Source organism: Planctopirus limnophila DSM 3776 (assembly GCF_000092105.1).
Taxonomy (GTDB): Bacteria; Planctomycetota; Planctomycetia; order Planctomycetales; family Planctomycetaceae; genus Planctopirus; species Planctopirus limnophila.
The window spans coordinates 3,730,307-3,746,439 of record NC_014148.1; the positions used below are offsets into that span (position 1 = coordinate 3,730,307).

Genomic DNA, 16,133 nt, shown 5'->3' on the forward strand with positions numbered 1-16,133 from the left:
GAAGATGCGAGGGTACCACGAAGGTCACGAAGAGCACGAAGGATAAGGAAGAGAATCAGGGAGGAGGTTTTTGTGGGGTGGGGAGATCGATGAGGTGTGATGCGGAGGGAATGATGGGAGGAGCACTGCTGGCGAGCCAGCAGTGGCACACGGAGAAATGCACACGGAGGAGGCTTGTCGTCGTGGCTGCGCCGACGACCTAGTTCAGCAAAACCGTGGTGGGAAAGTGGATTCACCGAGCTTTCGTTCAGTCGATCATTCACGTGGTCGTTCACTTCATTTTCTCGATCTGCATCACAGATCGGAAACTCGCGCTGTGAGACGAGCTGTTTTTCGGCAGGAGTTGCCAGAAGGCCCGCCGGAGAGTCTGTTTTTTCGGAAAAGTCATCCCCATCAGGAGAATTGGTAAGAACCCTCGTCATTCGCCAGCTCGGCACACGCCGATAAAGAGGATGGTCAATAGTCACGAAAATTATTCCGCGCAGTCGCGTGGAGAGCGGTGGGCCGCAAGGAATTGGCAATGAAGCGCATAGCACGAAAACTGGCGCTGGGAATCACAGGGCTGGCGCTTACCGTCTCCTGGATCGGCTGTGCTCATCAGGGGATACAATCTCCTCTGGCGAGATGGCGGGGAGAATTGTCGCCGAAGACTCAGACCGTTTCCGCCGCGAAAGCTTCGCACGGTGCCAACGCTTCCCCATCAAAGTCGAACGCAGGCCTCTTATCTCGCCTCACGAAGCGTCCCACGAAAACTGCCAAACCCAGTGCCAAGCCCGTCAACGATTCCGCACTCTGGCTGGAGCAGGCGGCTCAGGCTGAAATTGGTGGCCGACTCAAAGAAGCACAAGACCTGTATGCCAAGGTTTGTCAGGCAGAACCCGGTCATGTGCTGGCCTGGCATCGTCTCGCGGTCGTCACCACTCAACTTGATGATTTTCCGACCGCCTGGAGCCACTATCAGGAAGCACTCAAGCTGGCTCCTGACAATGCGGATATCTGGAGTGATGCCGGCTATTGCCTGTTCCGGCAAGGGAGTTACGAGCAGGCCGAAAAGCATGTGCGCGAAGCGATGAAGCAACATCCCGATGAATCTCGCTATATCAATAACCTCGCTCTCATTCGCGGGGTGCAAGGCCATGCGGATGAAGCACTTGGTTTGTTCAAAAAATGCCACGACGAAGCGACCTCTCTGGAGTTTATGGCCCAGATTCATGAGTTGAGGAAAGATCCAGCGGCTGCGAAATCGGCTCGTGATCAGGCCCAGGTGGCTCGTGCGAAAAAGACTTCTCAAACATTGGCTGCGACGACAGGTGGGATTCCAGAAGCCGTCTCCCCAGAGGCTTCAGCCAGTAAGAAAGCTCTGGATTTTCCGACTGAACCCAAAGAGGCAGCTACCGCGGCAGCTTCTGCTCAGGTGAGCTCAACATCATCACCATTGGCTGATCCCGCAGTGAAAGCCGCTGCCTACCTGGTGGACGAATTACCCCCTTCGCCTTCGATGGCCAAACCTTTAGCAACTGCAGACAGTGCTCCCTCCTCTAGCCCATCGTTGTCGAATCCACCAGCCGCAGTCGCTCCAGCAGTGGTTCCACTGGGGCATCGACTGGCGATTGGTAACCAGCCGCGAGCGATGGAAGTTGTGCCTCCTCCTCAAGTGAGTCAGATCGCGACGAGACCTGCTGTTCCCGCGGTAGCTCAGGGGACGATTTCGATTGTGAAGTCACGCCCGCTATCGACTCCGGTCGAGAGTCTGCTGCCGATTATTCAACCTGCGGTGATGCCCGCTTCAGGCGTCTTGCAGAGTTCAACTGCACCAATTGTTCAGCCACCTGCACAGCAAATTCCAGCACCGCAGCTTCTGGCAGATCGTATACCGGCAACAGATCCAAAATCGGTTGCGTCAACTGTGAGCGAGACTCCGGCACCATTGCCAGCGGCCGTCATCACGAGAGCTGCACATACCCAAGCCGGAGATGAGGAGCGTCTTCCTGCTCGTACAGAACAGCGAATCGTCTCGGAATCCTCGCTGATGACGACAATCGTGTCGCGAGTCAGTCCACAGGATGTGACAATCAATCAGATTCATGCTCCGCGCACGTTCCCGATGGATGCGGTCGAGGTCGAAACGGAAGATCCTGGGGATGCACCCATTTTTGTCATTCGCGGGCAAAGCCAGGACGCTGCAGCACCTTCGAATCTTCCCGTGCCAGCCCCAGCGGAAGCATTGCCAGAGCGGTTAGAGACACAGCCAGAATCGACCCAGACTTTTCCTGTCAAAGTGCCCGAGAGCGTGGAAAAGAGTTCTACCGATGTGAGTGATGTTGCAGCAGAGCTGGCTGCAGGGCCAGCCCCTTTCCCGGAGTCATCCAAGCTTCAGCCACAAGTAAAACAGCAGATTCGTGCTGTGGATGTCGAGTGGTTTGATTCGCGTCGTCAGCAGATTTTAGGGCGTCAGCAGCAGGATCTGTTCTGTGGCTACTGCCCGGTGGCCTTGCGGGAGGCACGCGAGCTGGTGGATGGCCGACCGGAGTTTGCCTGCGAAAGCGATGGACAGCGAATTCTGTGCAGCAGTGCCGAGGCGTTAAAGCTCTTCCAGAGCGATCCTTCGAGATATCTGCCGGTCAAAGCGGGGCAGGATCTGGTACTCTCGAAGGAAAGTTCTTCAGCCGGCAAACCCGATGAATTGCCAACCCCAACGAGCCCGCCTGCAAGCCGCGGGAACCTGGCTTATGCCAGTTGGTACGAGGGAAAGCTCTATTTCTTTCAGTCAGCCGCCGCGCTGAAAGAGTTTCACGAGCATCCTGAAAGCGTCGTTCTCCCGTAAGCCATTGAGTGGGAAGAATCTTACCTGGGGAGTGTGGGTACCTTCTCGCACACGTCGCAGCTAAACTGTCGGATCTGTAGACAGTGATTTCCTGCTCAATGTGTTGCGAAAGCCCCGGATGTCGAAAGTTCCTGATTCGCTGAAACCCTTTCTCAAAGAAGTTTCCGCCAGCCTGCGGGAAAAAACGTATCAGAAGTTGATCCTGAGCAGGCCGCTTTCGAACAATGAGCAGGTCCCTACCAAGGTGACTGTTCGGCCCGTGCTGATTCAGGAGGAGATTCACTATCAATGGGTCGAACGTGTGGGCCCGCGTGAACTGCACCAGAATCTCTCGGCAGATCAACTGATTCAACGAGTCCCTTCGATTCTGGGAACGCTTCTGGGTGATGCCCGCCTGTTTACCAGCGAAGCAGAAATCTGTGCCCGCTATAAAGGACGTGGCCATTTTCAGATGCATCGGGCCAAGAGCCAGTCGCTGGGCAGTGAGCCTGAGGCTCATAACCGCGAGAAGAACTATATCATTCCGCCGAATGAGCCCTGCCCTTTTCTCGCAAAAGCGGGGATCATGTCAGCTGATGGGCGAGTGAAGGCGCCAATGTATCATAAGTTCCGGCAGATCAACCGCTATCTGGAATTGATCCGCGATCTGAAAGGAACGTTGCAGAAACCTGGTTCATTGCGAGTGGTCGATTATGGCTGTGGCAAAAGCTATCTGACGTTCGCTCTGCACCATTACTTGACCGTTGTGGAACAGCGAAGTGTCGAGATGACAGGGCTGGATCAGCGGCCCGATGTCATCGCCACCTGCACGGCCATCGCCGATGAATTGCAGTTGACCGGGCTTGATTTTCGTGTCGGTCAGATTGTCGATCTACCGATTGAAGGAAAGATTGATCTGGCGGTTTCGCTCCATGCCTGTGATACAGCGACTGATGAAGCCTTGGCGGCAGCAGTGTTGAGAGAGGCTCAGGTGATTGTCGCTGTGCCGTGCTGCCAGCATGAACTCAGACCCCAAATCCGTGGGGAATCCCTTTCGGGCCTGTGGAAGCACGGCATTTTAGCAGAGCGGTTTGCTGCCGATGTGACGGATGCCCTGCGCGCGCTATGGCTCGAACAGCAGGGCTATCAGGTGCAGGTGATCGAGTTTATCGAGCTGGAGCATACGCCGAAGAACCTGGCGATTCGAGCGGTGCGTGTGGCGAAGCCAAGCCGGGAATCAATCCGGCTGGCGAAAGAGAGATCTCAGGCACTAAAAGAGCTTTGCGGCATTACGACAACCTGGCTTGATCGCTGGGATGAGCAGCAAGTGTCCGCCAAGTAGGGTGCATGCCAATGCACCCATTGAGCCTCAATATCTATGTAAATAAATGCTGGTGCATTCCGAAGACTCCATGCACCCTACTTGTCTTCATGCACCCTACATGTCAATAGGAAGTAGAATAGTCGGCAGGCGGAAGCCTGGCCTACGAATGCCACCAATACGATATGCACCTTGAAATTCGCTAGAAGCCGGTGATCTGGCGGTCGTGGAGGTGTTCCTTCAGGACGGCGGTTTGGGTGAAGATTTCGGCATCGAGGCCGAACTCGCGGCCTTTTTCAACGTAGGAAGCAATGTCGTCCGTGTAAAAGCACTCTGCAGGGTCGCAATGAATGGCCTCGAGAGCCGCTTCATAGATCCTGGCTTCGGGTTTGATGGCACCCACTTCGCAGGAAAGGACTCGCTCGTCGAACTCATTGAGGACATCAAAGTGTTTTTCGACGTAACGGACGTGCGAAACGCTGGTGTTCGAGAGGAGAACCAACCGCAGGCCATTGGCTTTGAGGCGCGCGAGGATCGGCAGCATGCTGGTGTTCTCGATAAAGATATCAGCCGTCGCGCGATCGAGTGCAGCCAATGAAATATTGCGGCCCGAAAGTTCACTCAATGCGTCTCGCATTTGTTCGCAGGTGAGGAGGCCGCGCTCGTAATTCCACTGCAATCCCGAATCCATGAGTTGTCGGCGGCATTCGTCCCGATTCCAGCCGCAGAGGGCACCGATCTGCCGGCACATCCGTTCGTGCGAGAAGAAGACGAGTACGTTCCCCATGTCGAACAGGCAGGTTCTGATCAAAAGAGGTTCCTTCCTCTGAAGTGTGTCTGGTGTGGCTACTCTACGCGTTTGAGGCAGTATCGGGAAAACGTGGAGTCATGAACAGGTCAGGACTGGCGATTTAGAGTGTTGCCAACATGCTGCGGAGAATCGCGAGCTAAACCAGGCCATCGACCGGTGCACTGGAGCCCCAGGGGAGAGTTTGTTCGGTTGTTGGTTGAGGCTTCCAGGAATTTTTGAGCAGCAGGAAAGGTCTTTCAATCAGCCAATGGCAGGCAACGGCTGCCAGCGCGAGACATGCCAGATTAACGGGAAAATGGAGCCAGCTTTGATTTGTCTCTGCGCGAAGAAACAGGCGATGCCACAGATAAAGGCTGTAACTTAAAATACCAATCGTCACAAGAAAACGGCTTTGCAGCACTCGAATCCACAGGCTGGGAATTTCCTGCGATGGATCCATCAAATGCCCACGGGACAGGGATGATGACCGCTGAAGAGCGAGGAGAATCAGGGCGGCCCAGGCAAAGGCTGTCAGGCTGTAACCAATGGTCAGCCCGAGTTTGTTGGACAGATTCAAACCGAGTGAGAGGATCAGCAGGGTGATCGTCGCAGGCAGGGCCCATGGGGATCCGGCAAAGTTCATGAGCCGGGTGCGTGTTGCCTCATGCCGCAGGCCAAGTGCCAGCCAGCAGCCGGCGGCAATCGTATCCCAGCGGAAAATCGTCCAGACTTCCAGAATGGATGCCTCTCGCGGTTGGATGGCCAGGACCACTCCTCGTAGCAGAAGTGTTCCTGCGATCAAAGCCACCAGCAGCTTTCGAAGTTGCGATTCGGAGAGGAGCACGACCATGAGTGGCCAGAGGAGATAAAAATGTTCTTCAATCGAAAGCGACCACAAATGCCCGGCATCCCAACTGCTTTCGGGGATGAAATTGACTGTGTAGGTGGCCGCTGATAGCCAGTCGATATGTCGCATTTCCACATCGCTGTGACCATCGAGTAGCCAGAGAGCCGTTAACAGCGCGAGGAAAGCGGGAACAATGCGGAGTGCACGCCGCCAGTAGAATGCCCCCAGAGAAATCTGGCGGTTGCGATCTTTTTCCGCCAGCAGCAGCGTGGTAATGAGGTAACCACTGACGACAAAAAAGAGATCAACAGAGGCCGATCCCACGATATGTCCCCAGCGAAGATGAAATTCACTGGGGAAGCCAGGTGTCAATTGGGCTTTGGAGAAGAGCACACCCAGTATCGCCACGCCGCGCAATCCATCGAGTGCGGGAAGTCGTGCAGCGGATATTTCTAATGGTGTGGGCATGCTCCTTGTGAATGCAATCTCCATACCAAAGTGCAATTTGACGATTTTCTGGCATGAAGCTGAAGATCGGTCTCAAATGAGGATCGAAGGCGTGATGACAAAATTGCGAATCGACAGCACCAAGTTTTCTCAAAGCTCGATATGATCTCTGCGGCGGTGAAGTCTCCAGTCTTTACCCGGCATAACAGTCCAGTTGAAATCCGTTGAATTCGGGGAGAGTGACTGGCGTGTTGTGTTTGGGCAACGTGGGGATTTCGAGATGTCCGGTATGTTGCCAGAAGGCAACATCGAAGGCATGCGCTGATTGAGATTGTCTGGGAGGACAAAGGTCAATCCCGGGCGGACGTCAGTTACAGGAGTCGAACTTGCTCTCCCGATTTTTTATTGATCGTCCCATTTTCGCCAACGTCATTGCCATTGTCACAATGATTCTTGGCGGCGTGGCTTTGTTTCGACTTCCTGTTGAGCAGTATCCCTCTATCACACCACCCACGGTTCAGGTGACGGCGACCTATCCCGGTGCCAATGCTCAGGTGCTGTCAGATACCGTCGCTGCGCCCATCGAACAGCAGGTGAATGGTGTCGAAGGCATGCTCTACATGTCTTCGACATGTGCCAGTGATGGCACCTACACTCTGACGGTCACGTTTGAAGTGGGGGCCAATCTCGATATGGCGCAGGTGCTGGTACAGAACCGCGTCTCTCAAGCGGAGCCGAGACTTCCTGAGGATGTTCGCCGCCAGGGGATCAACGTCAAGAAACAGTCCACAGCCATTATTCAGGTGGTGACGCTGACCAGCGATGAGGGGAAGTTTGATAGTCTCTATCTGTCGAACTATGCCACCTTATCGATTCGCGATGAGTTGGCCCGTATTTATGGTGTCGGCGAAATTCAGGTCTTCGGCTCCAGCGATTACGGGATGCGTGTCTGGCTCGACCCCAACAAACTCAAGGCACGCAATCTTTCGGCCTCTGATGTCGTGGCTGCCATTCAAGAACAGAACGTCCAGGTGGCAGCCGGTCAATTGGGGGCTGCTCCTGCGCCAGTGGGGCAGGATTTTGAATATACAATTACCACACTGGGTCGATTGAGCGATGTCGAAGCCTTTAACGACATTATCGTCAAGACGGCACCAGGGAATGGTGGCCGCCTGACGCGTGTGCGAGATGTGGCCCGCGTGGAACTGGGCGGGCAGCTCTATAACCTATATTGCGAGAAGAGCGGGATTCCCGCTGCCGGCCTGGCGATCTTCCAGCTTCCCGGGGCGAACTCCCTTAATGTGGCCCATGACGTGAAGAAAGTCATGGCGAAACTGGAGAAGGACTTCCCCAAGGGGCTCAACTACGACATTCCGTTCGATACGACCAAGTTCGTCGAAGAGGCCATTGCCGAAGTCTATAAAACGCTGTTTGAAGCAGGCGTTCTGGTGTTGATTGTAATTCTGGTCTTCCTCCAGGATTGGCGGGCCGTGCTGGTCCCAGCGACCACTGTACCCGTGACGATCATTGGTGCCTTTGCCCTTATGTGGGCCATGGGCTTTTCTGTCAATATGCTGACGCTGTTCGGACTGGTGCTGGCGATTGGGATCGTTGTCGATGATGCCATTGTGATCGTCGAAAACGCGGCCCATCACATCGAGCACGACCATCTGGCACCGCGCGAAGCGACGATTGTGGCGATGGGGGAAATTCTGGGGCCGATTATTGGCATTACGTTAGTGCTGATGGCGGTCTTCCTCCCCACAGCCGGTATGCAGGGGATTACCGGCCAGCTTTATCGTCAGTTCGCGTTAACGATCGCGGCGACTGCGCTGATCAGTGCGGTGAATGCACTGACATTAAAACCAGCTCAATGTGCGGTGTACCTCAGGCCTGTCGCTCCTAAAAAGAATATTTTCTATCGCGGGTTTAATGCTGTTTATGATTTCTTTGAAGGTATCTACGTCAGTATTGTCAAGGTGCTGGTGCGAGCACCACTTTTTTCGATGATTGCCTATCTAGCAATTGTGACCAGCACGGTTTTGCTCTTCCGCAGTTTGCCGACAGGCTTTCTGCCGACGGAAGATCAGGGCTATCTGGTTGTGGGTTGCCAATTGCCCGATGGGGCTTCTCAAGAGCGAACTAAGGCTGTGCTCCAGAAGATGAACAAGATTCTGGGGAGTACACCCGGCATTGAAAACTGGGTGACGATTGGTGGTCAATCGCTGCTTGATCAGGCCGCTTCGTCCAATGCCGCCACGATCTACGTCACGTTGAAAGAGTGGAGCCATCGTCAGTCGCCACAGGAAAGTTTGTTCGGCGTCCTGGGTTCACTATATGCCCAGTTCGCGACGATTGATGACGCGATTACCTTTGCCTTCCCACCGCCGGCTATTTTAGGTTTAGGTACGGCTGGTGGATTCGAAATGCAGTTGCAGGATCGTGGTGGAGCCGGATTGGTTCAACTGCAGAATATGGCGCAGATCATTTCGGCTGATGCCAATCAGCAGACAGCGCTGACGCAGGTGAACAGCACCTTCCGTGCACAGATCCCACAGATCTATTTGGATATCGACCGCGTGAAGGCCAAATCGCTCGATGTTCCGCTGGCTGAAATTTTTGGAACATTGCAGGCAGAACTCGGTTCAGCTTATGTGAACGATTTCAATCTGTTTGGCCGAACCTATCAGGTCCGTATCCAAGCGGATGCTCAATACCGCGTGGAAAAAACAGATATCACTCGACTGCAGGTGCGTAATCGAGCCGGGCAGATGGTTCCTTTGGGCTCACTGGTGGAAGTGCGCGATTCGTTAGGGCCACAGATCATCCGCCGATATAACCTCTATCCGGCAGCAGCGATTAACGGTCAGGCGGCTCCCGGATTCAGCTCAGGTCAGGCACTCGATATCATGGAGCAGATGACCAAGCGACTACTCCCAAAAACGATGGGCTTTGAATGGACCGGGATTTCCTATCAGGAACGTAAAGTCGGGAATGAATCCGTTTATGTTCTGGGGCTCGCCGTGCTCTTGGTGTACCTGGTGCTGGCCGCTCAGTACGAAAGCTGGACGAGTCCAGCGGCTGTGATTCTCGTGGTCCCTTTGGGCCTGGTTGGTTCGGGACTGGCACTTCTGGCGCGCGGGATGGACAATAACGTCTATACTCAGATCGGGCTGGTACTGATCATTGCTCTGGCAAGTAAGAATGCGATTCTGATTGTCGAGTTTGCCCGTGATTTGAGGCATAAAGGGGCCAGTATTCTCGATGCGGCTGTCAATGCTTCGCGACTGCGCTTTCGCCCGATTCTGATGACTTCGTTTGCGTTTATTCTCGGGGTCTACCCACTGGTGGTGGCCCAGGGGGCTGGAGCGGCCAGTCGTCAGGCTTTAGGGACAGCTGTCTTTGGAGGGATGATTACCTCAACCATACTCGCGGTCTTCTTTACGCCGGTCTTTTATGTGGTGATGCAGAGTTTGAGTGAAGGCTATGCCCGTTTGCGAGGAAAACCCGTCCGCACTGGCCCACCATCAACCGAAGCTGCCCAGCCTGCCGCGACTCACGACCAGCAGCCGGCGAGCCACTGATGGAACGAATGATATTGTTCCAGGTGAACATTCCTCAGCACGACGTTTGTACGCGATTCTGTCAGCGTGTGTCTGTCATGCTTCAAAGTCTGGCACGCTCGATATTAAGACATGCGAAAAAGTGTGGCACGCCTTGAAGGCTTTGCGCAAGGGCGTGATTGACAGAACCTGTGTCCAGACAGCTTAGCCATTCAGCGTTGATCTCAGCGATTAACGACCAGCCGGGACACTCAGGACGGCTGCTTCTTCGAGTGAGGGGAGGCTTACAACCACGACATCGGCCGATTCCGTGTCCATAAAGGCCATGTGTTCGCCCGTCGGGCTGATGGCAAGACCTCCAATGCCGCCCACAAGATCGTAAGCAGGGGAAGCCTTTACTTCATTGGTTGATACCTTCCAGGTGGTGAGAGAACTGCCCGCTGAGAGCAGCACCAGATCATCGTTACCTCCCACAAAGCTGGCACCGGCAAAGATTGGTGCTGTTTTGCCTTCGAATGGCAAGTCATTCAGCCGCTTGCGGGTCTTGATATCATAAATGCCGACTCCACCGCGGAGATTGGCGACCACGAGTTTGTCACCCGCGGAATTGAATCCGATGGCAGCCGGGACAATGGTGCCCAGTTTGAGTTCAGTCACGGGCTTACCAGATTGAGCTTCCCAGATAGTGATGCTGCCGTCTTTCTTTCCACCGACAATTTCACGACCACCATTCGAAAGGCCCATGCAGGTCACAGCTTTTGTATTGAGTTGAATGGCCTGCATTGGTTTGGCATTTTCCAGATCAAGAAACGTGATTGAACCATCTGAGCCAATGGCAGCCGCATGCTTTCCGTCGGGTGACTGAATCGTGTAGGCGGCAATCGAAGGCAGACCGGCCATGGGGGTCACTTTGCCGCCGGCGAGCATTGAAATCTGTTTGTCCGCCACACTTAAGAAAGTCCCTTCCACGCCAGTCGCCAGCAGATTGGAGGCATAATTCCCGTAGACCGATTTCGATGAAGGTGATCCACCCGTTGCTGGCCAGACCTCAACCACACCTTTATTGAATCCGATAACGACAGATTTCCCGTCGAGAGTGAAGTTCAGCGAAGCCGGTCGGCCGCGTACCACCACGCTGGAACCTCCGCCACTCAGCAGACCCAGGCTCATAGCGGCAAAGCCAATCAGCAGCAGTGCCGGAACCGCAATGGCACCAATCGCCACTGCTGGTGGTGCCGCTTTGATCGCTTCGATGAACGCCGTCGGCTCCAGTGATGAGAAATTGAATTTGAACCCTGGGCGTTGTTTCTTGAAGCTGGCGAGTTTCTTCTCATCGAGTAGCGATTCCCCCCGAGGATCTCCCAGCTTGACCAAAGCCTTGGCAGCCCCGCGACGAACCATGGGGTGTTCATCGGAAAGGAGCTCTTCGAGGGGTTTGAGAGCATTCGCATTCCCAAGATCGGCTAACGCCTGTGTCGTGTGATAGCGCACTTCCGGTACAGAATCTTTGAGCATCGCCAGTAGGGCCGGCAACGAAGCCGATGCGCCAATCTGACCTAAAGAGGTGATCGCGCGGCAACGAACAGGGAACTCATCTTCCAATGCCTGTTCGAGAGGTTCAATTCCATCGGCAGAGCCAATCGCCCCCAAAGCCTTGGCGGCCATCTGCCGAACTTCCATCGTGCCATCATTGTGCAGAGTGTGGATCAGGTTATCGACGGCCGATTCGTCAGCAATCTCACCTAATGTATCGACAGCACGGAGGCGGATCTGAGCGTTCGGATCCATCAGCAAGTTCAGCAGAGGATCGACCGCGATGCTTGCTTTAAACTTACGGAAAGCAGCAATCGCCTTCAGACGGACAGCTTCATCGGTATCGTGCAGTAGACGTGTCAAAGGCGAAGCGGATTCAGAAGCGCCGATTTTGCCCAGTGCCTCGGCGGCAGCTCCGCGGATTTCCGCTTGAAGATGATCAATCAGTGGCAATAGATGAGGAGCCGCCTGGGCATCACCGATCTCTCCCAGGGCGGTAATCACGCGTTCCAGAACATCGGCATCATCCTGTGATAATCCCTTGAGCAAACTGGGAACTGAGCGTGGATCAGACAGCCTGGCCAAGGCACCGGCTGCTGCGACTCGCACACCCTGTTCAGGATCTTCCAGAAGTTTACAAAGTGGCCCCGTGGCCTTCTTATCGCCAATCTGACCAAGGCTTTCCGCAGCCTGACCACGAACAATCGCAAACGAATTTCCAAGCAGTTTCAGTAATGGTTCAATCAGCTTCGCATCGCGTGTCCGCCCAGCTACAACGGCGGCTTCGAGAGCATAGCCCGGGTCTTTCTCCTGCAGAATCTGTTGCAACGACGCAGTGGCCGCATTCCCCATTTTGGTGATGGAGTCGAGTGAGGCAAAGCGGAAGTGAGGCTCCTGCAAAGCCATCACAATCATCGCTCGACAGGCTCTGGCATCGCGCAGTTTTCCCACAGAGGCAATCGCATTGCGCCTGACCTCGGGAACTTCATCGTCGAGCATTTCAATCAGGGCGGGCGTCGCTTCCGGTTGCCCCAGATCACCTAATGCGGTAGCGACAGCCTCACGAACGACAATCCAGCTATCGCCTTTAAGTTTCTCCAATTCGGCCCACAGCCCTTCATTTTCGGCCATGCCCAATTCTAAAACGGCTTGTCGGCGTTTTTCGGCATCTTCCGAACTGGCGCTCTCTTTGGGTTCAACGGCTTTTAACAACTTCGTCAGGCGTGATTTTGATAACTTCTTCCTTTTGGTCGTGCTACCCGATGACGTTTGCCCGGGCTTGGAACCACTTTCAATTTTGGTTCCCGATTCGACAGCGGGCATTTCTGCGGAGTTTTTCACGCCGGTCGAGGGCTCATTTTCGGTCGTGACCAGAGGTGGCAAACTGGCAATTTCTTTCGCCAGATCGGCAAACTTTCGTTTTTCAACAAGTGCCGGCCCAGTCGTTTCCGACGAACCACCGGGTACGACCACTGCTGAACCACACTTGGGGCATTTGACCTTTCTGCCAGCCGTTTCACTCTTGGTACGGAACTTGGCGCCGCATTCGCAGGAGACTCGAATGGCGTCATTACCAAAGGTTTCCATGCGACCGCTGGAGCCACTGGGCCGAGCCAATCGCATGCTGCCCGACTGGGAACTGGCACTGGTGGGAGGCAATGGAAGCTTGCTGGAGGCGGCCGAAGCGACCTTGGCGGTGTCAGTCGATCCTGGGGTCGAGGAAGTCGAAGCGGGCGTAGAAGTCTTTGTGACGGTTGCCTGCGGCGTGGCAGCCGCAGGTGACGTTTGAATGGGCGTATTACCAGCCGGCTTCTTCAGACGCAGGCTCGATCCTGAAGAACCAGACGGAAGTCCATTCGCGGTACGTCCCTGATCAAAGCCTCCTGTGGCCACAGGAGATGCATTTGTTGCCGTTGTGCTAGTCGAGCCGAGAGGGCCACTTGAACCGACAGGGCCAGTTGTTCCGGCAGGGACTGCCCCTGTCTTGAGCAAGCTGTTTAGGTTGAGAACGGTCCCTGTCTTCGGACCAGCAGCCGATGATGGTCGAGCTGTCGATGCAGAATTCAAAGGTTGTGTCGCTACGGGTGCGTTTGTCACACCGGCGACTGAACTGCCAATTCCCGCGGCAGCTGCGACGGGTTGCCGTGTCGCAGGGGTCAGCCTTTCGCCACAGGCACGGCAACGGAGCATCCCGGGCTGAAGAGGTTCGTTGCATTTCGGGCAGGTGGGTGCAGCGTCGGACATGGCTCTACTCTCTCCGTGTGGAGGGAACACCAACTGATGGGATCATCCAGATGACCTGTCAATTTCTGCGATGATCTTGAGGGGATACCGTCGATTCGCAGGGCGATCCATCAAACGAGGTAGCCTGCGACAACCGCATGGATCGCCGCAGGCTCCTCGAGACTGTTCAAATCGTCAACTCCCGAGGAGTTGCCCAATCAAACATAATTACAATTACTCTTCGAAGCGACCCTTGGTCACAGCGCGGATGGCGAGTGTTGGACCGCAGAAGATTTCGAAGCTGTTGACTTCAACAACGTTGCTGGTGAAGCCCTGTGATTCAGCAGCTGGTGGAGTGGCCATGTCGTAGTTGAAACCTGGGTTGAAGAACTTGTCTCCGTTGAGGTCAACAACTTCACGAACCGAACCATCGGCCATCAGAATGTTGGCAGATGACTGGTGAACAGCGAACCAGTCGCGAGTATCCTGCAGCATCCAGATTGCGCTTGGAGCATAAGCAGAAATCACGGTGCTGGTGACAGCTGTACCAGCTGTTGGATAACCGGTGTAAGCCAGAGCTGCTGTTGCCACGTCGTTGGTGACGAGCAGGCGGAGGCGGTTGGCACTGGTGATCTGGCCAGGACCATCGTTGGCGGTTTCGCCGAGGCGAGCACCAGCGGTCAAAGCGGGATCAACGAGCTTACCTTCGCTGTCAACGATGTTGTCCGAGAGAACAGCTTCGTTGATGTCACCAGGAGAAGCATCGCCCAGGAGTGGCACGTTGTTCGAAGGAACGTCAGCACCTTCGAGGAAACGACGTGTGAGGGGGCCCACTGTGTTCTGGAACTCTTTCAGACCATCGCGGTAGATCTGTGTGCCAGTCACTGCTGGGCAAGCTGTACCACCGACGGAAATGGTGGCGACTGTGGTGAAGTCGGCGAGCACGAATGGGTCGTTGCCGCTGTTGGTGGTCTTGAAGTTCGTGCGGCTCATGAACCAGCTCGAAGCATAGTTGCTGTTATGGCCGTCCTTGATCAACCGTGCCACGAAAGGAGCAGCAGTTGTACCGGAAACACCAGCAGCGTTCATCTGGTAGCAGACGCTGTCAATGTTACAGGCGTCGAGACGATCAGCCAGAGGAATCGAGCTGTTCGAAGTGACGTTACCGCGGAGGAGGTCGTTCAGCTTTTCTGAACCACGGATGGGGTTAGCTGGGCAACGCATTTCGTGTGCCTTACCAGCGTTGACGCGAGCCAGGTCGGCTGTCCAGCCGTAGGTATCAACGCAACCATCGCGGAAGCGGTCGAACTGACCGGTGCAGAGACGATCGCCTGGATCGGTATCAGCAAAGGCGTTGAGACCAATGCCAACCTGACGCAGGTTGTTCTTGCACTGTGTCTTACGGGCTGCTTCGCGAGCTGACTGCAGTGCAGGCAACAGGAGAGCGATGAGGATCGCGATGATCGAGATCACCACGAGGAGCTCGATCAGGGTGAAACCCTTGCGAGCGTTCAGCGAGAACTTCTTCATTCGAGTCTTTCTTCAGTGAAAAGGGACGTGAAACCAACGGAAAAGACACAAAGCACTACCAACAAACGGATACTTCTCGACTCAGCACTTGATGGGCTCAACGATCGTTCGATGCCGCGCGACTCATCGAAATCCAGACCCATCATCTCTCAACTGCATGAGCCATCTTCCCTGCTGAACAAAGGCAGAGAGTTGGCCCGGCAGCGATTGACGTCCAAGTCAATCCATCCGGTCAGCACCTTCGCCACGCAAAGGCAAGGTCAGCATCCCTGCGTCTGACCTTTGCGACTGTTGTAAAGTAGTGGCGAAACAACAGGACTTGATGAACAAGACTGGAAATCTTTTTCATATTTGAAACTTGCTGTTTCGCTGGAAATCCAAGAATTGCTCAACAAGCACTTCTCAGTGTTTCCCCTATCACGACGGCAAGACTGTAGAAGCCAATTGTGACGATCTTGTGAACGTTCTTTGAAAAAACGTTAGGAACTTCGCATGTCACTTGACGCGCAAGCAGTTGGCGCGTAGCGGCAGTCAACGAATGCGACACTGAGTCAAACAGATAGCAAGGATCATTAAGAAGCTGCGAAGATCTTCATAATGACGAGCGGTCGCCTGTGAGGAATCAGTCGGTGATGCGGATGCGGTGGCTATCAGCGGAGTCAAACAGGGCATCGGCTTTGGAGGTGACTGTCTTCTCGATCAAGGTCTTCTCATTTCTGGAATAGACAATCACCTTCCGCGGGAAAAACGCGCGATAGAACATTACTCCCATGGCAATCAGCGAGATGATTACCAGAAACATCGCTGTTAAGAACAGAACAGCGATAAATAACCATACATAGAGTGGTACAGAGTGTTTTTCTTGTCTCTCATGAAATACTGAAGTCTGTAGGACAAAACCAGTGACCAATAATACTGCTATAAATATACTAAAAGAATGCGACATCATTTGAAATGGTGTCAGCATGCGGATGGTACGAATCAGTCGTGTAATGCTGAGATCCATGCCAATGCTGGCTCCAGATACAGATAATGGTTTCATTACCATCAATATGAACATTTCTCGCGAGTTAAAA

General features: G+C 54.4%; 8 protein-coding genes. 3 read left to right on the forward strand and 5 right to left on the reverse strand.

The genetic code is table 11. The features are described 5' to 3' along the window. The first annotated feature begins 520 nt into the window (after window positions 1–520). Window positions 521–2,824, forward strand: a complete 2,304-nt coding sequence (locus PLIM_RS14795; protein WP_013111135.1) for a tetratricopeptide repeat protein — start codon at window positions 521–523, stop codon at window positions 2,822–2,824. A 118-nt stretch (window positions 2,825–2,942) separates the two neighbouring features. Further along, complete coding sequence (locus tag PLIM_RS14800) at window positions 2,943–4,145, forward strand: class I SAM-dependent methyltransferase (RefSeq protein ID WP_013111136.1); 1,203 nt, start codon at window positions 2,943–2,945, stop codon at window positions 4,143–4,145. A gap of 181 nt (window positions 4,146–4,326) precedes the next feature. On the opposite strand, the gene PLIM_RS14805 is transcribed toward PLIM_RS14800, so the two are convergent. Both PLIM_RS14805 and PLIM_RS14810 read right to left on the reverse strand, forming a co-directional pair. Further along, complete coding sequence (locus tag PLIM_RS14805) at window positions 4,327–4,935, reverse strand: HAD family hydrolase (RefSeq protein ID WP_013111137.1); 609 nt, start codon at window positions 4,933–4,935, stop codon at window positions 4,327–4,329. 136 nt (window positions 4,936–5,071) lie between these two features. Further along, window positions 5,072–6,229 (reverse strand): acyltransferase family protein, encoded by a 1,158-nt coding sequence (locus PLIM_RS14810; protein ID WP_013111138.1) that lies wholly within the window; start codon window positions 6,227–6,229, stop codon window positions 5,072–5,074. A 365-nt stretch (window positions 6,230–6,594) separates the two neighbouring features. Here PLIM_RS14810 and PLIM_RS14815 point away from each other — a divergent pair, with 365 nt between their 5' ends. Further along, a complete protein-coding gene (locus PLIM_RS14815) occupies window positions 6,595–9,792 on the forward strand; it encodes an efflux RND transporter permease subunit (RefSeq protein ID WP_013111139.1) in 3,198 nt (1,065 codons plus the stop codon). 210 nt (window positions 9,793–10,002) lie between these two features. Here PLIM_RS14815 and PLIM_RS14820 read toward each other — a convergent pair whose 3' ends face one another. The 3 genes from PLIM_RS14820 to PLIM_RS14845 all read right to left on the reverse strand — a co-directional run bounded on the left by PLIM_RS14820 (window position 10,003) and on the right by PLIM_RS14845 (window position 16,108). Beyond that, window positions 10,003–13,548, reverse strand: a complete 3,546-nt coding sequence (locus PLIM_RS14820) for a HEAT repeat domain-containing protein (protein WP_013111140.1) — start codon at window positions 13,546–13,548, stop codon at window positions 10,003–10,005. Between the two features lie 213 nt (window positions 13,549–13,761). Continuing rightward, on the reverse strand, window positions 13,762–15,057 hold the full coding sequence (locus PLIM_RS14835) for a DUF1559 family PulG-like putative transporter (RefSeq protein WP_013111141.1): 1,296 nt from the start codon (window positions 15,055–15,057) through the stop codon (window positions 13,762–13,764). A gap of 622 nt (window positions 15,058–15,679) precedes the next feature. Then, the gene (locus PLIM_RS14845) at window positions 15,680–16,108 is read right to left on the reverse strand and encodes a hypothetical protein (protein WP_196349458.1); all 429 of its coding nucleotides are present in this window, start codon (window positions 16,106–16,108) and stop codon (window positions 15,680–15,682) included. Window positions 16,109–16,133: the final 25 nt, after the last annotated feature.